We start from the raw sequence: 16,524 nt of genomic DNA on the forward strand, positions 1-16,524 counted from the left end.
TGCGGAATCATGCGTTCGCGGAAGCGAGGAGGAGCATAGCTATGGCCATGACAGTGGAACAGTTGATGCAGGACGCCCTGGATAAGAATGCGTCGGATATCCACTTGAAAGAGGGAAATCCGCCCATCCTGCGCATCGACGGCGAACTGGTGCGCCTGGAGGACCAGCCCGTGCTCACCGAAGAGGACCTCCAGGAGATGCTGACGCAAATTGCGTCGCCCGCCGACATCGTGAAGTTCCAGAAGGTCATGGAACTGGACAATTCCTATTTCTATGAAGGAAAAGCCCGATTCCGCATCAACGTCTGCAAGGACGACGGCGACACGCGCATCGTCATGCGACTGATCCCCCTCATCATCAAGACCATGGAAGAGTTGAAACTCCCGACCGTGCTGAAAAAGCTCTGCGTGCTGAAGAATGGCCTTGTACTCGTCACCGGCCCGACCGGTAGCGGCAAATCCACCACGCTCGCGGCCCTCATTAACGACATCAACACCGAACGGCCCGACCACATCATCACCGTGGAAGACCCGGTGGAATTCCTCCACAAGGACAAGCGCGCCATCGTCACCCAGCGCGAAATCGGACACGACACTCTCTCTTTCGCCAACGCGCTGCGCGGCGCGCTGCGCCAGGATCCCGACGTGATTCTCATCGGCGAAATGCGCGATGCGGAAACGGTGCGCACCGCACTCGCCTCCGCCGAAACGGGCCACCTGGTGTTCTCCACCCTCCACACCGTGGACGCCGTGGAAACGCTGAACCGCGTCATTGACTTTTTCGAGCCCCACCAACAGTTGCAGATCCGGAAGCAGCTCGCCTCCGTGCTGCGCGGCGTGGTTTCCCAGCGCATTCTCCCCCTGGCCACGGGCCACGGACGCTGCGTGGCCGCCGAAGTGCTCCTGGGCACGCGCACGGTGCGTGACTTCATCGAAAAGGGCAAATCCTTCAAGGATATCGTACAGTTGATCGAAGAAGGCAACGACCAGTACGGCATGCAGACCTTCGACCAGGCGCTATACGACCTGTGGAAGGAACAGAAGATTACCGCGGAAGTCGCCCTGCTCAATGCCACCAGCCAGAAGGACCTCAAACTGCGTATGCAGGGCATGTCGGTGAAGTAAGCATGCGAGGAATCGCTATGGTGTCGGTGAAATGGATGGCCTGCCTTCTCGAAAGAGCCGGCATGGCCTCAAACCAGAGGCTTCAGGAAAGAAGCAGCCTGCCGTCCCTGCAACCGTGGCGCTCCGTACTCGGTCTTTGCCTCCTCTTTTCCGCGAACGCGCCCGCCGAAAATCTTCTGGCCAATCCCGGCTTCGAGGATCTCGCGGGGGACAAACCCTCAAGCTGGGACCAATTTGTCCAGCCCATGCCGGGCGCGACGGCGGCACTCTCGGACACGGCCCATGGCGGCGCCTACGCCGTGCAACTCCATATTCCCGCGCCCTACGACAAGGACCCGCTGAACAACTGGAGCCAGAACCTCTTCGGTGAGTTTGGCGACAAAACACTTCGGGTCTCCGGCTTCATCCGCGTGGAGGAGGCCACGGAAGCCGCAATTCTGGTGCAACTCTGGCGCAAGAGGCCCTGGGGCGTCATCGGCGCGGCCACCACGAGCACCGACATGCCGGTCTATGGCACCCAGGACTGGCAGGAAGTCTCCATGGACGTTGCCGTGCCGGAGGGCGTGGATTTCGTCACGCTGCGCTGCGTGCTCAAGGGCTCCGGAACCGCCTGGTTCGACGATCTCTCCGTCGTGTTGGGGGAGGACGCAAAACCCCAAGAAAAGGCCGAGACACCGGCGAAGTCCGCCGAGCCACTCCAGGTTGCGACGGACCCGAATGGTGAGGCCGCGGCGGAAAGCGCCACAGACGATTTGGAATCGGCCGACGACGAAGAACTCATGGCCGGGGAGGATGGGGAGCTCGCCGAACCCGACGGGACCTTCGAGCAGCCGGCCCTGCCCCAGGAAACCGTGCTGCCCCTTGTGAATGAACTGGAAGCCGAAGTGCGGCGGCTGCGCAGCGCCAATGAGGTGCTCACCGACACGCTTCAGGAAATCCAGAGCGTCAACCAGGAGCTGCTCAAGGAGATGATGGCGGTGCAGGAGGAATTGCAGGAGATGAAGGCGGGCAAGAATGGCGCGGCCGCCCCCGCCCTGCGGGGCGACAAACCCCGTGTCCCGCCGCTGATTCCGCTCAGCGAGTCCCAGGAGTATGGCGCGCCATGACCAGCCAGACGATGATGATCCTGTTGATTTCCCTGTGTGCGGGCGCCTTCGCGGCGGGCAGCACCTGGGTGGGCATCGACGTGTTAACCCTGCTGGGGGGGCGCCTCGCCGCGCGCCGGGAAAAGAAACGCCTCGAAGCCGAGGCGAAAGCCCTGAAGAAGGCGGAAGAAGCCGCCAATGCCAAGGAATAGGCCGGAAACCTTATAATGCCCGTCCCCCCCGAGCCAGGCCCCAGGCCCTCGATTGCCGTGCACTTCAAGTGCTGCAACGTCTACCTGCGCATCTACCTGAACCGGCTCGGCACCGCCTACTTCGGCCACTGTCCCCGCTGCACCCGCTCCATCACCATCAAAGTCGGCCCCGGCGGCTCAAAATCGCGATTCTGGACTGCGGAATAGGGAGAGCGGGCGAAGTTCCTCCCCCAATACTACAGGGCCCGCTCGTCATTGCACCGCTCACGTCGCTCCCCAAGAAATTTCCATTGATCATTTTCCCCGATCCGCGCCATAGTATCTGTAGAAGGTGCCGAGACTATGGACGTTCCAGCGCAAAACGACGAGATCGCACTCATGATGCGGGTGCGAGGCGGGGACGAGTGCGCCTTTGAGACCCTGTTCAACCGCTATCAACGTCCGCTGCTGAATTTCTTCCACGGCCTTTCGCGCAACCCCTGCACCGCGCGGGATCTCGCCCAGGAGACTTTCCTGCGGGTCTGGAAGATTCGCAAGCGCTACCGCGCCTCGGGCTCGTTCCCGGCCTATCTCTTTGGCATTGCCCGCATGATATGGCTGGAATCGTGCCGCCGAGAACAGAAGACATGGCGCCTCGGCGTGCGACAGGACGAGGAACGGTTGCTGGACCTCCCGATGGACGATTCCGCAGGCCCGGCGCGCCAGGCCGCCCGCTCGGAACTGCACGGCCACCTCTACGCCGCGCTGGATGAATTGCCCGAAGAGCAGCGCATGGTCTTCGTGCTGCGCTCGATCGACGGACTCTCGCTGGAAGACATCGCCGCCGTACTGGATTGCCCCGTCAATACCGTACGCTCGCGCAAGATACTGGCCGTAAGAAAATTGCGGCACCTCCTGGAAACGATCATGGAACCCCGGCACGCCCGGATTTTATAGCTTACATACCGAGTTCAAAGTTACGCGAAATTGCCCGGTGTCGCCGTTGGTCACACGTGGTCAGGACCCTGACACCGGAAGATTTCGCCAGAAGAGGAGCGTACGCTCATGGATTGCCGAAATATACGCCGCGCATTGCCCGGACTCGCCGATGGCGATCTGCGCTCCGCTGTCGAGAGCGAAGTGCGCGGCCATCTGGCGTGCTGCCCCGAGTGCGCGGCCGAATGGGAATCGACCCGGGAGTTCCTGGCGCTGGGCGGCGAGGCCCTGGCCTACAAGGGCGCCCCCCTGTACTTCGATGCCCTGCGCGCCCGCATGGCCGCCATCGAACCCCTGGAGGAGGTGCTTCGCTATCAATTGCCAAAACTCCAGATTCCCGGTGCGGTGCCCCGCTTCGCCACGGCCATGGTCCTCCTCGCGATCCTCGCAGGGGTTTCCTATGCCTTCCGCCACACCCGCCAGGTCTACAACGCCGTCCAGTCCCCCTTCGAACGTCAGGAAGCCACCCTGATCGCCGCACTGGACGAGGGCCGCTTCCCCGGCGACCCGGCCCCGGAGGAAAAGCAGGAGCAGGTGTAGCCCGCCCGTTGAAGGCGGAATCAGACCGATCGGACCGATCTGATCAGTCGGATCGGTCCGATCCGTCCAATGAATCGCCCCTTCCTCGCAAGCCCGATTCGCTCGCCTTTCTCAATTCACCACTCACCATTCCCCTTGCCCGCAAGGGTCCTCCTTGGTAGAATGGCCCTCAACCAAGGACCACCCCATGATTGAAGATCTCAACAAGAACATCGCAGCCCTGGCGGATACCCGTGCGGGTTGGGTCATCCGGCGCGACGCCGCCGAGCTTCTGGGCGAACTGGCCAAACGCTCCCTGGCCGCCCTGAAGGCCAACCTCAACGAGCGCGATACCGATGTCCGCAGCGCTGTCGAAAAAGCCCTCGCGAGCGTGGGCGAATCGCCAGAACCCACAGAGTCCGCTGCCGACACCGCGCCCGCCACGCCCCCAACGATGAAGGCGCTGGCCCTCGCCTGCGTTAAGAAACCCAAGCGCGCTGTGCGCCGGGAGGGCACGGGTTTTGTGGTGCGCTCCGCCATGAAAGAGGGCCGGACCCAGGATGTAACCATTTCGCGAATCACACGGGCGGACGGTCGGGAGCTCATCCGGGTCTACACCGAATGCGGACCCGCCGACCCCGAAAGTATCGCGTGGGCCGTGCGCAACAACAACCAGTGCATCTATTGCGCCTTCAATGTGGAAGATCGCGACGGCGTCGATCACCTCACCATCGTGGCCCACTTCGACCCGAAGCACGTTACGCCCGGCATGGTGCGCGATGCCGTGAAAGAGATGGCCTACTACGGCGACTGGCTTGAGCAGAAGCTCAGCGGCGGGGATGCCCACTGAGATCAGGCGCTCACCGGCTCGCTTCGACCGAGATGTGTTTACCAGTCGTGCCACGCGATCCGGCGACGCCGGTTCGTGTGCGCTAAACGGGAGGCATCTTGTGGCGTTTTACTCTCTTGCCCGAGCGATTTGTCCCTGTTCCTCCCCACTTCGCTCGTACAAGTGCATTTCTTGACTCAAAGCAATCTCACAACAGGCACACGAACCGGCGTTGCCGGATCGCGTGGCACGTTCGAATACCCTTTCTCCGACACTGCAACTCTAACGTGTACCGCCGCCTTTATTGCTTGTCGGCTTGGTGTGTGACTATGGTCACATTCCGATACGCCACCGGCCCATGATCCCCCTGGAACATCAGGGGCCCGAGCGGCTTCTCATCCTTGTAGGTCCCCGAGCGCGTGGGACCGCTCACCGACACGTTCTCGTGAATTTGCACGCCATTGAGCAGCACCTTCTCGAAGACGGCATCGGAGGTCTTCTTGCCGTCCGCATCGAAGCGTGGCGCGCGAAAGGTGATGTCGAAGCTCTGCCACTCTCCCGGCTTCTTCGACGCATTGACCTTCGGTGCGTGTCCCTCGAAGCCCTTGTCGTTCACCTCATCATGGCGCTGATAAATCCCGCCACAGTCGCTGTACTTCAAGTGCTCCTCACCCCAACTGTCCATCACCTGAATCTCGTAGCGCCCCATCAGATACACCCCGGAGTTCGACCCCTTCGGGACCATGAACTCCACATGAACCTCCACATCGCCAAACTCCGCCGCCGTGTGGAGATCCTCCGTCTTGCCCTTGACACCATTCACCGTCACGGTATTACCCGAGCTCCACACCAGACGCTTCTCGTCGGCCGGATCCACCGAAACCTCGCCCGCCATCGTCCAATCCCCCAGCGGCGCACGACATTGAGAGAGATCGCCCGGAGCGAAAAGATCGATGGGTTCGGCGAAGGATGCCGAAGCGGAAAGTATAAGGGCGGGCAGAACCAGTCGGGCAAACATTTCGAAACGTATCCTTTCATAAAAAATTCCACTTCTGTTTTTCGAGAGTCTAACATGGAAGGTCGGAACCGGGGGACGGACCCGCGCACAACATTTCCGATGAGCCGAAGAAACCCTGCGCCTGCGCACTATCCACGTCGGAACACAACGCGCCAGGTGCGCGGGCCTGTCCCAGTGGAGCAACGGAACTCACCCGAACGCTCAACGTCGCACCGCTACATCCCCAGGGACATGTCGGAGATGCGCCGTGGTGGGCCGCCGCCCTTTGGCTCGTGTAGCACGATTGCCGACACATAGGCCAGCGCAGTGCCCCTCCGCTTCCGACAATGTACCTGCGGCGGTACGGTACGTCCCTACGCGCCCCCCATCACCTCCAGCGCCGTAGCGCACTTCTTCACATGCAGATCCTGCACGTCATCCACATTGATGTACGTCATCGGCGGCATATCTTTCGACAACTGCGCCGCGCCAACTTTCCAGGCTTCCTTCGCTTCGTCCAGCCGGCCCAGCTTCGCATAGCTCTGTCCCTGCCAGTAGCGCAGCTCGGCGTCGGTCAGTACATAGCGCGCGCCGACCTCCAGAAATTCGGGATAGGTCAAGGCCTCCGAAAAATCCGCCAGGGCTTTCTCATAGTCGCCCGCCGCGAAGTAACCCTTGCCCCGGCCCTTCAGCGCCGCTTCGAAAACGTCGTGGGGCCGCGTGGAGCCTTCGAAGTTGGTGAACTTGGCGCCCTTCAGCAGGGCGAGGCAATCGTCGTAGCGCTTTTCGCCCACATAGGCCTCCGCGAGCCAGAGGACGATGTCGAAGCGCGCGGGAAGCGCCTCGGGCATGCCCTCCAGCAGGGCGATGGCCTCCTCCGTCCGCTTTAGCTCGGCGAGAATCAGCGCGAGGTCGCGGTAATTCAACTGGTCATCGGAGTTCACTGCGATGGCCTTGCGGAAGTGACTTTCCGCGCGGCCCAGGTCTTTCTTTACCTTCCACGCATCCAGCGCGAGGAGACGCAACGGCACGCTGCTCACGCCCGGTTGCGCCGCCGCCCTTTCCCAATATTCCACAGCCTTCGCGGGATTGTAGAGACTGGCTTCCAAATTACCCAGGAGCGTCAGTACGTTGGGATCGTTTGGCGCGATGTCGACCGCGTAGTCGAGGATAGCCCGGGTCTCGGGGCGCGAAGGAAAGGCGAAGGTGTGAGGCATGGCGATGGCTTCTTCTACCGTCGCTTTCGCCGCATCGACATTGCCGGTCTGGGCGACACACCAGGCAAGATAGTAGCGCGGCAGGGGGCCATAGCCGTCGTACCGCGCATCGTTCCGCGCGGAATCAAGCACCGCGCCGGCCTCCGCATACATACCAAGGTTTATGAAGAAGGTGGCGCATTCGATGATGGTAAACTCTTTCTCGCCAACGCTGTCACGGAGGTATTCAAAGATGGAATCCTCCGCCGACCTCCCCGCGAGCGCCAGCAGCGCATACAGCACGAGATCGGTAGGGTCCTCCGATGCGATCAGCGCCTTCACCTCTCCGCTGATGTCCTCTCCGTTCTTCAGGCGCGCCGCCAGCAGCCAATCGCGAATCTGGGCATTGTCCGGCGCAAGGGCTAGGGCCTTCCCGAAAAACTCTATGGCCTTGTCGATCTGCCCAAGCCGCATGTGACCCCGTCCCACGAGGCTGTAGCCCGCCGCGCGATTGTCCAGACCACGCGCGACGGCGTGCCCGCAGTCAATAGCACCCTGAAAATCACCCGTAGCAAGTTGCGCCGCACCAAGTACATACCACGCGTCGGAGTTTTCTTCTTCGACGCGGATGGCTGCTTTACAGCGCGCCATGGCGCCCGCATAGTCGCCGCGCTCCAGCAGCAGCGTGGCCAGGGCCGTCAATGCAGGCACATGGCCCGGCGAAGCCGCGATTACTTCTTCGTACTTCGCTTTCGCGGCCTCGGGCCGGTTCTCGCGGTTCAGCAGCTCCGCGTCCATGAAGGCCTGCGTCGGGAGGGGCAGGGTCTTCTTCCACGCCGCCTCACCCGCGAGATCGGGCGGGCTCACGGGCTTGATGGCGAGGGGGGTGGCGTACTTGAGGAGCGCATTGCCCTGCGCGTCGAAAATCGCCACTTCAACTGCGTCTTCCGGAGCGTGCGGCAGGGTCACAGTCGCCGCCTTGGCGGGTGACAGATCGAGGCCAGCCTCCAGCAGCACCCGCCCGCCTTGCGACAAGACACAGCGTGAACCGGAAAACGCGCCGGTGGCCATCATGCGAAGTTCCAGCGCGCCATTCTTTCGTGTCGCGTTCACCGCGAGATCGCGATTGGCGAACTCGAAGCCGTCGCCCAATCCGTGCACGGAATACCAATATTCTCGCCAGGCCACTTCCTGGAGGGGCTTGAGAAAACCGTAGTCCGCCTGAGTCAGCAGCGGTCCAGACTGCACTTCGATGTAGGGCGAGTCCACGGGCCCGCCGTCGCTCAGGGCCATCTGACTCATCACCCCGAAGTCGTCCGTGCCCCAGGTCCACGCCTTCTTGCCCTGCACGGAATGGTGATCCGCGTGGGACACGATGCCTCGATCCAGATCCACATCGTAGGCCCCGAAGAAATCCTGATCGCACTGATAGCCGAAGACCGAGCTCATGGTCGGATAATTCTTGAGCCAGGTCATGTCCCGGCCCTCATGCACGGGCCAGGAGAAGAACTCATCGCCGTTGTGGTTACTTCCGAGGCTCATGGGAAAAATGAAGCGCGTGCCTTTGAGATTGGGGAAGGCCGTGTTGTTCCAGAAGTAGTAGGTGTGGGTGCCGTCCGTGGGATTGAACATCCGAATCGACTCGTCGAGATAGGCCTTGCCGGGGTGAAGCGTAAGGCGAACCGTCCAGCGCGTGCGGAACATCTTCTCCGTATTCCCAACCACCAGGGTGGCGGAGCCGTCGTCGTTTGCGACGGTGGTAACATCCACCGGCGACACGTCAATGACGGTATGGCCCTGGGGGCCCACGTTCCATTCGATGCCGCCTGCGACCCAGGCGCCGCGCATGGCGATGAGCGCGGGCTTAATCACCCCGGGATTGTGAAAGACTTCATGGTTTGTGGTTTTGTCCCATACGGAGTGGATGCGTCCACCGAGTTCGGGGAGGCAGGTAACTTTCAAGTACTCATTTTCGAGAAAGATCGCGCGATACTGGCGGGGCTCTTTTGTCTTGAGGAGGTAGTCCTGCCGCGTGTAAGGATAGAAGATGCTGCCCTCGTAGGTCTCGAAGACGGGATTTGGATCGTCCAGCCAGGGATAGGTCGCCAGTTCGATGGTGCCCTCCCAGGCTTTTACGGCTTCGGCGTGGACGCCGTGGGCCAGGGTGGTTGCGACAAGTAGCAGCGCGAAGAACATTGAACGGGCCATGGTCACTTCCTTGGGTTTTGTCTTGGGTGATCCCGACTACGTGGAGAGTATTGTAGAGGGCGGGGCGGTCGAAATACAGATCTATGGGGTCTTATGGGTCTTATGGGGCCTATGAGAATGTCGTCTAAACGTCGCATGGCCCCTATACGACCCATACGACCCATACGACCCATACGCACCTGCAAAAAAGCACCTTCCGCCCCCAATATGCTATGGTGTTCCCATCAGTAACCCACACCCCACCACCCCCCGGAGCGCCCCATGAGCGACACGCCCGATAAGCCCCTCTACATCAATCACCTCATCCACGAGACGAGCCCTTACCTTCTTCAGCACGCCCACAACCCCGTGGAGTGGTATCCCTGGGGCGAAGAAGCCTTCCGGAAAGCCAGAGATGAAGACAAGCCCATCTTCCTTTCCATCGGCTATGCGGCGTGTCACTGGTGCCACGTGATGGAGCACGAGTCCTTCGAGAACGAGGCCGTCGCCCAGTTCCTGTCGGAATACTTCGTAAGCATCAAGGTAGACCGGGAAGAGCGGCCCGATATCGATGACATTTACATGACCGCCGTGGTGGGCCTCACGGGCCAGGGCGGCTGGCCCATGACCGTCTTCCTCACGCCGGATCTCCATGCGTTCTACGGCGGCACCTATTTCCCGCCCGAGGATCGCTACGGCCGCATCGGCTTCCTCACGCTCCTGGCGGGCATCGCCCAGCGCTGGCAGGATAAACGCGAGCAGATCATGGAAGGCGCGGCGAACATCACCTCTTTCCTGAACGAGCAATCGCGCAAGCCCATCAGCGACGAAACCATCGTGGCGTCGTGGCTATTGGAGCGCGCATGCACGCAATTGAAGAACAACTACGACGCCGAGCACGGCGGCTGGGGCGGCGCGCCGAAGTTTCCCTCCAGCGGCGGCATCGGCCTGTTGCTCCGCGCACACAAGTCCAGCGGCGATCCGGAGCTCCTCGCGATGGCGACGGAGACGCTGGACAAGATGGCGCGCGGCGGGATGTACGACCAGCTCGGGGGAGGCTTTCACCGCTACTCCGTGGACGCGGAATGGCTCGTGCCCCACTTTGAGAAGATGCTCTACGACAACGGCCAGCTCGCCCAGGTTTACCTGGAAGCCTGGCAGGCCACGGGCAACCCGTACTACGAGCAGGTCGTCCGCGAAATCCTGGACTATGAACTTCGCGAGATGCGCGACACTCTGGGCGGCTTCCACAGCACGGAAGATGCGGACAGCGAAGGACAGGAAGGGCGCTTCTATATCTGGTCCCATCGCGAGATCATGGACGTGCTGGGCGACGAGGATGGCCCCCTTTTCTGCGCGTACTACGCGATCAAGGAGCGGGGCAACTTCACCTCCCACGAGCACTATCACGCGGGACTGAACATCCCCCACATCACCCGCGCACCGGCAACCATCGCGGCGGAGCAGGGCATGGACCCCGAGGCCTTGGAGGCGCGCATCGCGCCGATGAAGGCGAAGCTTAAGGCCATCCGCGATCTACGCGTACGGCCGGGCCTCGACGACAAAGTCCTCACTTCATGGAACGCGCTGCTGATCGCGCCGCTGGCCCAGGCGGGCGCGGCTTTTGGCGAGGTTCGCTATTTCCAGGCGGCGGCGGAGGCGGGCGACTTCATCATGACGCACATGTGGAAGGACGGCGGCCTGCTGCGCACCCACCGCCACGGCGAGAGCCGCCTGCCGGGTTACCTGGACGACTATGCCTTCACCGCGTACGCCTTTGTGGATCTCTACGAGGCCACCTTCGACGTGAAGTGGATCGAACATGCGCGAGAAATCACCGACCAGATGATCGCGCGCTTCGGTGACGAAGCGGGCACGGGCTTCTACTTCACCGAAGCCGCACACCAGAACCTCATCGTGCGCACGCGCCCGACCTACGACGGTGCGGAGCCCTCGGGCAATTCCGTGGCGGCGATGGCCCTGCTGCGCCTCGGCAATCTGCTGGGCAACGAGGATTTCCTGCATTGGGGCCGCAAGGTCATCGAGTCCACACTGCCGCTGGTCAAAAAAGGCCCTCAGGGTTACCTGCGTATGCTCTGGGCCGTGGACTTTCTATTGAACGCCCCGGTGGAAATTACGATTGTGGGCGCGAAGGACAGCGAGAGCGTGGAGGCGCTGCAAGGTGCCGCCGCACGACACTACCTGCCGAACAAAGTCGTAGCGTTGATCGATCCGACGTCCCCAAGCGTCCTGGATAATTCCCCCATGACCACCGGCAAGACCATGAAAGACGGACAGCCCGCTGCCTATGTCTGCCGAAACCAAACCTGCCAGGCCCCCGTAACGACGGTGGAGGAGTTGGCGGAGTTGCTGGAAGGTGAGCTCGTCTAAAACATAGTGAACTAGAGCCATCAGGGAGCACCCAATCATGATCGAGGGGTATATTATTTGGCATAACAATAAACTATCTTTTTGGAGTAATGAAAAAATCGTAGAAATTGTGGGCTTACCCGATATAAAAATAGAGGATCTCAAGCGAATCTCCGTGACGTTGGGGAAGACCTGTTTTTTAACCGTGCCATCCGGATCCTATGCTGGTATCTACGCATCTTTGGATATCCGAGAGTGGAAGTTGCTGTACAAGATTGACACACCGGAAAAGACACAACTCGCTTTCTCCTTCCATCCCTCGATTGGGAAAGTATCCTTTATTCAAGACTCTAGGCTTCATGTGATTACGGATCGTGAAGAGGAAGTGCACGATCTACCAGTGCTCGGACTTCGAGTTGCTCAACCCACGGATTCAGGATGTTGGATTGCAGTTGGTCGGGACCTTACTGCCAGCGCCGATCAATGGAATGCAATGGCTACTGCGTGGATTTTGAAAGCTGGTGTAGCGAGCTGGGAGATTTTGACTCTGGAGATTTCTCCACTTCAGGATTTTCTCAATCGTCACTGGTATGAAATAAAGGGATTATTTTCGCTTGAAGTAAGCGGATTTCCAAAAATCTTTGTAGGAGAGTCCGACTATTGGGAATCTTGTGATTCGTTGTTTGTCGAAGTACGGTCGGGTCGCTACCAGATATTCAGAACCGGCGGGTTTGTGATGAAGATTGGAAGGGACGAGAAAGGCAATCCTTACTATCTATCGCTGCCCGGCGAATATATGAGATGGAATGGACGGCGTTTTTTAGCGTCGGGATGGAGGGATAAGATCTCAAGATTGCTACGGACTGGATTGATGTGCGCATTTGAGACGCGTATTGAAATTTTAGGAAATAGGGTGAGGGGAGTTCGCTTCATAGATTCCGCAAAGGGCAACGGTGATGCATTAGTATTCTCGAGTGATGACCTTGGTGAATCCTGGTATCAAGTTAACTCTTGCCCGAGCGGGCACGATTGGCGGATTGTTCATCCGATTGTCTTCAATACGGAGCATTCCTAAGCATCACTGAAGAGTCTAAACTTCTCTGGCCATTTGGCCCTGATTCCATAGCTGTTTCGTACGCGCAAACTCCGTCGCAAGCTCCTACGTGTGTGGGTGGCACCCGCAGGGTGTGTTGTGCGGCACTGGTTTATGAGTGGGTGTGTGTGGGCTTCTATGTGGCGTCAGCACGCGGTATACTCTCTCCTTCACGCTTTAACATCGACCACCACTTGATCCACGGAGGCCCCCATGCGAACCGTACGTGATTTTGGCGCGTTGGGCGATGGTGTCGCCGACGACACCGCCGCCATTCAACATGCCGTCGATCAGCACATGAACCAGGTGATTTTCGAGCCGGGGACTTACCGCATCACGAAGCCCATCCTGATCGATCTGGCGCAGACCGGCTTCACGAGCATCTCAGGTGCTGCGGGCACGGTGAAGATCTTGATGGAAGGCGCGGGTCCCGCCTTCGATGTGCGCGGCAGTCATACGGGCTCCGCCGATCCCGGTCGTTTCGACCCCGGCGTGTGGACCCATGAGCGCATGCCGCTCTTTCAATCAATCGAGATTGAAGGTCGCCACCCGGAGGCCGACGGCGTCCGCCTCTTCCAGACCATGCAGAGCACTTTCGAGGGCGTGCTGCTGCGGAAGCTGCGCCACGGCATTCACATCACCGAACGCGCCCGGAACGTCCTCGTCAGCCATTGCCACATATACGACAATTCGGGCATCGGGATCTTCTTCGATCATTGCAACCTGCACCAGGCCATCATCTCCGGGAGCCACATCAGCTACAACAAACAATCCGGCATCAAGATCCTGAACGGCGAAGTGCGCAACATCCAGATCACCGGCAACGACATCGAGTACAACTATGACCGCGACGCCGGTGCGGAAGCCCTGCCAAGCGCGGAGATCTGGATCGAGACGACCGGCGAGAAAGCCACAGTGCGCGAGGGTACGATCAGCAGCAACACCATCCAGGCGCGCCAGTCCCCCGGCGGCGCGAACATCCGCTTCCTCAGCCGCCCGGACGCTCCCCTTCAGGCGGGGCTCTTCACCATCAGCGGCAACCTCATCGGCAGTCAGGAGACGAACATCGATTTGGTCGCCGCGCGGGGCATTAGCATCACCGGCAACGTGATCTACAGCGGCCACCAGCGCAACCTGCGCGCGAAGGACTGCCGCAACATCAACGTGACCGGGAACACCTTCGACCACAACGGCGACTACCTGCCGAAGGAGCTCGCGACGGGCGTCGCTTTTGAGAACTGCACGGATTGCCTCTTCTCCAGCTCCATCATCCACGACGCCTTCGCGGGCGAGCACACGGTGAGCACACCGGTCGTGCTGGAGCGCAAGGGCCTCGTGGAAGTTCTCCGCTCAAAGCGCGTCACCGTCAGTGCCTGCCAGATCCTCGATCCCGGCGTGGCGGGCATCCATGTGGATTCCAGCAGCTTCGTCAACATCCACGGCTGCACCATCCTCGACGCGCGCGAGGAACAGAAGATGCCCCACGCCATCGAGTGGACCGGAGCAGGCGCATGGAACCAGGTCGGCGGCTGCACCCTGGGCCAGGGCACCGGCGGACCGGTCAATGCGGCCGCGGAAGCGGCGGTCATCCTGGGCGACAACTTGATGATGCGGTAAAAAGTCTTCCCCTACCCCCCAAACACCGCCGCCGTCACTTTCAGGAAGGTCTGCGACGCCAGATACAACAAAATCAAAATCCCCGCGCCGCCGATGACGTTGCTCGCGATACCATTGCGCAGATCGCCCATGAGCGCCTTGTTGTTCGCGAAGTAGAACATGAGCAGCGCGCAGAGCGGTGAGGCGATGATCGTGGAGGTCTGGGCAATGAGCACGCTCTGGGGACCGCCGACTTGGGTCGTCATGGTGATCACCGCTACGATGCAGCCGATAAGGAGCCCGGCGCAGGCCGCGATGCGGGTGGGGCGGGATTCCATATGAGTGTCCAAGCCAAACCCGTCGGTGAGCAGCGCGCCGCCGATGAGGGCGTTGGTAATAAACGAGGAGAATGCCGCCGCGCCCAGTCCGAAGCTGAACACGAGGATGGCCTTGTTCCCAAGCACGCCCTGGAGCTGGGCCGCGAGCTCGCCGATGTTCTTAAACTCGCCGCCCTTTCCGTGGAGCGACTGGGCCGCACCGATCATGATGACCATGCTGATACCGCCGAGGATCGCGATGCCGATCCACGCGTCTTGGATGGCGAAGCGCACGTTGCTCCGCTGCCATCCCTTCGCCTGGACGAGATAGGCCTGATAAAACGCGGCCACGGCGGAGAAGGTGGTACCCAGGAGGCTCGTGGCGATGATAAATTCGCTGCTCGAAATCGAACCCGGAATGAGGCCCTTGCCCAGTTCAACGGGATTGATTCCCGTAAAGAACAGGTTGCCCACGAAAGCGATCATCATGGCGGCCACGAGAAAGCGCATCACCAGTTCCAGGAGATGGTAGACATCCTTGGCGATGCTCATGAACAGAATCGACAGCGCCGTGAATACGATGGGCCAGATCCAACCGTACACACTCGGGAACACGCCCTGCATGGCCACAGACACACCGATGTTGTTGCCGAACTGGAAGCCGGCCGCCACGACGAAGGCGGAGATGCCGGTAATCGCGGCCATGGGGCGCCCCCATCGTTCCGCGAGGAAACTGAGGAAGGATTTGTCCAGGGCGCAACCGATCCGCGCGGCCATGGAGGTGAACGTCGCCATGACGATGGCCGAAACCGCCAGCATCCAGATCAGACCATAGCCGCTGCGAGCGCCCGCCGTGCTGGCGGAAACAATACTACCGGGGCCGAGCACCACCGCGGCGGTGATGAGTCCGGGACCAAGGCGTTTGTACCAAGGCTGTTCTTGAATCATGAATTCAACTCCTCAGGGCTTCAGCCACGCGTCGCGGTGCGCGGCGACAAACTCATCATCGTTTAGTTCAGGGTAATTTCGGTAAACGCGATCGATTTCTTCCAATTGCCCTGGGCTTAATCCTTCTTCGGGATCGAGACACCACAGGCCCTCCAGAAGGCCCTGTCGGCGCAATACATCGTGCAGCCCCGCAATGCACCCGGCAAATCTATGGGCCGCATCAAAAAAGGCCGCGTTGCTGTCGGTCACCGCGATTGCACGCGCCAGCAGATCATGGGAGACGCCCTCGGCACGTTTTGATTCCTCCTGGCAGCGCGCCAGCAGTTCCACCGCGCGCCGCGTCCACACGGACCAATGGCCGAGCAGTCCGCCGACGATGCGGCGCTCCACGATTTCGTCGCCGCGCTTGAGGCGAAAGGGCGTGGTGAGATCGGCGACGATGTTGTCGTCGTTGCCGGTGTATAGCGCGATATCGTCGCGACCCGCCTCGACAATTGCGCGGACCACATCGAGCGTTTGGTAGCGGTTGAACGGGGCCATCTTGATCGCGACCACGGAGGGAATCTCGGCAAAGCGACGCCAGAATTCATAAGGCAACACGCGCCCGCCCACGGAGGGCTGGAGGTAGAAGCCCACGAGCGGCATGACCTTTCCCACGGCCTTACAGTGCTCAATCAGCGCATCCACATCGGCCTTGGCCAGCGCGGCCAGACTCAAGAGACCCGCGTCGTACTCCAGATCGCGCAGCAGCGCGGCTTCCTTCACCGCCTGCGCCGTGGGACCACAGATGCCGCCGATACGGACGAAGGGGCCCTTGCCTTGGGCTTCCGCACGCGCCATCTCCTCCGCCGCGAGCAACAACACGGGCTCGAAGAGGCCGACTTTCGGATCACGGATGGCAAACTGGGTCGTGTGCACGCCCACGGCGATGCCGCCGACGCCCGCGTCGATGTAATAGCGACTCAGCGCGCGCTGGCGACGTTCGTCGAGCTTGCGCGCGGACGTTAGGGCCAGGGGCTGTGCGGGAATGACGACGCCCTGATCAAGAATTCTGCGGAAGGCGTGGCTGCCCATCC

Annotated in this window: 14 protein-coding genes; 10 read left to right on the plus strand and 4 right to left on the minus strand. The window is 60.8% G+C overall.

The genetic code is table 11. The annotated features are described in order from the left end of the window. Positions 1-41: 41 nt before the first annotated feature. The 7 genes from JNK74_14665 (at position 42) to JNK74_14695 (ending at position 4,765) form a co-directional block, all read left to right on the plus strand. The gene (locus JNK74_14665) at positions 42-1,124 is read left to right on the plus strand and encodes a type IV pilus twitching motility protein PilT (GenBank protein MBL7647425.1); all 1,083 of its coding nucleotides are present in this window, start codon (positions 42-44) and stop codon (positions 1,122-1,124) included. A gap of 62 nt (positions 1,125-1,186) precedes the next feature. After that, positions 1,187-2,230 (plus strand): hypothetical protein, encoded by a 1,044-nt coding sequence (locus tag JNK74_14670; GenBank protein ID MBL7647426.1) that lies wholly within the window; start codon positions 1,187-1,189, stop codon positions 2,228-2,230. Further along, a complete protein-coding gene (locus JNK74_14675; protein MBL7647427.1) occupies positions 2,227-2,421 on the plus strand; it encodes a hypothetical protein in 195 nt (64 codons plus the stop codon). Before JNK74_14670 ends, JNK74_14675 begins: the two co-directional genes overlap by 4 nt. A 15-nt stretch (positions 2,422-2,436) precedes the next feature. After that, positions 2,437-2,628 (plus strand): hypothetical protein, encoded by a 192-nt coding sequence (locus JNK74_14680; protein ID MBL7647428.1) that lies wholly within the window; start codon positions 2,437-2,439, stop codon positions 2,626-2,628. A gap of 135 nt (positions 2,629-2,763) precedes the next feature. Beyond that, on the plus strand, positions 2,764-3,357 hold the full coding sequence (locus tag JNK74_14685) for a sigma-70 family RNA polymerase sigma factor (protein MBL7647429.1): 594 nt from the start codon (positions 2,764-2,766) through the stop codon (positions 3,355-3,357). A 108-nt stretch (positions 3,358-3,465) separates the two neighbouring features. Next, a complete protein-coding gene (locus tag JNK74_14690; protein MBL7647430.1) occupies positions 3,466-3,936 on the plus strand; it encodes a zf-HC2 domain-containing protein in 471 nt (156 codons plus the stop codon). Between the two features lie 187 nt (positions 3,937-4,123). Next, positions 4,124-4,765 carry a hypothetical protein gene (locus JNK74_14695; protein ID MBL7647431.1) on the plus strand — a complete coding sequence of 214 codons (642 nt, stop codon included), beginning with the start codon at positions 4,124-4,126 and terminating at the stop codon, positions 4,763-4,765. Positions 4,766-5,045: 280 nt separating this feature from the next. Here JNK74_14695 and JNK74_14700 read toward each other — a convergent pair whose 3' ends face one another. Further along, a complete protein-coding gene (locus JNK74_14700) occupies positions 5,046-5,762 on the minus strand; it encodes a DUF1080 domain-containing protein (GenBank protein MBL7647432.1) in 717 nt (238 codons plus the stop codon). Positions 5,763-6,115: 353 nt separating this feature from the next. Then, the gene (locus tag JNK74_14705) at positions 6,116-9,145 is read right to left on the minus strand and encodes a DUF5107 domain-containing protein (protein ID MBL7647433.1); all 3,030 of its coding nucleotides are present in this window, start codon (positions 9,143-9,145) and stop codon (positions 6,116-6,118) included. 261 nt (positions 9,146-9,406) lie between these two features. On the opposite strand from JNK74_14705, the gene JNK74_14710 reads away from it, so the two are divergent. From JNK74_14710 to JNK74_14720, 3 genes are all read left to right on the plus strand, one after another. After that, positions 9,407-11,515: a thioredoxin domain-containing protein gene (locus JNK74_14710; protein MBL7647434.1), complete on the plus strand. Its 2,109-nt coding sequence runs from the start codon at positions 9,407-9,409 to the stop codon at positions 11,513-11,515. 37 nt (positions 11,516-11,552) lie between these two features. Beyond that, complete coding sequence (locus JNK74_14715) at positions 11,553-12,569, plus strand: hypothetical protein (GenBank protein ID MBL7647435.1); 1,017 nt, start codon at positions 11,553-11,555, stop codon at positions 12,567-12,569. Between the two features lie 231 nt (positions 12,570-12,800). Next, positions 12,801-14,204 carry a right-handed parallel beta-helix repeat-containing protein gene (locus JNK74_14720; GenBank protein MBL7647436.1) on the plus strand — a complete coding sequence of 468 codons (1,404 nt, stop codon included), beginning with the start codon at positions 12,801-12,803 and terminating at the stop codon, positions 14,202-14,204. 11 nt (positions 14,205-14,215) lie between these two features. Here JNK74_14720 and JNK74_14725 read toward each other — a convergent pair whose 3' ends face one another. After that, complete coding sequence (locus tag JNK74_14725; GenBank protein MBL7647437.1) at positions 14,216-15,448, minus strand: divalent metal cation transporter; 1,233 nt, start codon at positions 15,446-15,448, stop codon at positions 14,216-14,218. Positions 15,449-15,460: 12 nt separating this feature from the next. Then, on the minus strand, positions 15,461-16,522 hold the full coding sequence (locus JNK74_14730) for a dihydrodipicolinate synthase family protein (protein MBL7647438.1): 1,062 nt from the start codon (positions 16,520-16,522) through the stop codon (positions 15,461-15,463). Positions 16,523-16,524 lie beyond the last annotated feature (2 nt).

Source organism: Candidatus Hydrogenedentota bacterium (assembly GCA_016791475.1).
In the GTDB taxonomy this organism is placed as follows: Bacteria; Hydrogenedentota; Hydrogenedentia; order Hydrogenedentales; family JAEUWI01; genus JAEUWI01.

Coding starts and splice junctions, on each gene's coding strand:
- JNK74_14665 (MBL7647425.1), top strand. CDS start 42: ATGGCCATGACAGTGGAACAGTTGATGCAGGACGCCCTGGATAAGAAT.
- JNK74_14670 (MBL7647426.1), top strand. CDS start 1,187: ATGGCCTCAAACCAGAGGCTTCAGGAAAGAAGCAGCCTGCCGTCCCTG.
- JNK74_14675 (MBL7647427.1), top strand. CDS start 2,227: ATGACCAGCCAGACGATGATGATCCTGTTGATTTCCCTGTGTGCGGGC.
- JNK74_14680 (MBL7647428.1), top strand. CDS start 2,437: ATGCCCGTCCCCCCCGAGCCAGGCCCCAGGCCCTCGATTGCCGTGCAC.
- JNK74_14685 (MBL7647429.1), top strand. CDS start 2,764: ATGGACGTTCCAGCGCAAAACGACGAGATCGCACTCATGATGCGGGTG.
- JNK74_14690 (MBL7647430.1), top strand. CDS start 3,466: ATGGATTGCCGAAATATACGCCGCGCATTGCCCGGACTCGCCGATGGC.
- JNK74_14695 (MBL7647431.1), top strand. CDS start 4,124: ATGATTGAAGATCTCAACAAGAACATCGCAGCCCTGGCGGATACCCGT.
- JNK74_14700 (MBL7647432.1), bottom strand. CDS start 5,762: ATGTTTGCCCGACTGGTTCTGCCCGCCCTTATACTTTCCGCTTCGGCA.
- JNK74_14705 (MBL7647433.1), bottom strand. CDS start 9,145: ATGGCCCGTTCAATGTTCTTCGCGCTGCTACTTGTCGCAACCACCCTG.
- JNK74_14710 (MBL7647434.1), top strand. CDS start 9,407: ATGAGCGACACGCCCGATAAGCCCCTCTACATCAATCACCTCATCCAC.
- JNK74_14715 (MBL7647435.1), top strand. CDS start 11,553: ATGATCGAGGGGTATATTATTTGGCATAACAATAAACTATCTTTTTGG.
- JNK74_14720 (MBL7647436.1), top strand. CDS start 12,801: ATGCGAACCGTACGTGATTTTGGCGCGTTGGGCGATGGTGTCGCCGAC.
- JNK74_14725 (MBL7647437.1), bottom strand. CDS start 15,448: ATGATTCAAGAACAGCCTTGGTACAAACGCCTTGGTCCCGGACTCATC.
- JNK74_14730 (MBL7647438.1), bottom strand. CDS start 16,522: ATGGGCAGCCACGCCTTCCGCAGAATTCTTGATCAGGGCGTCGTCATT.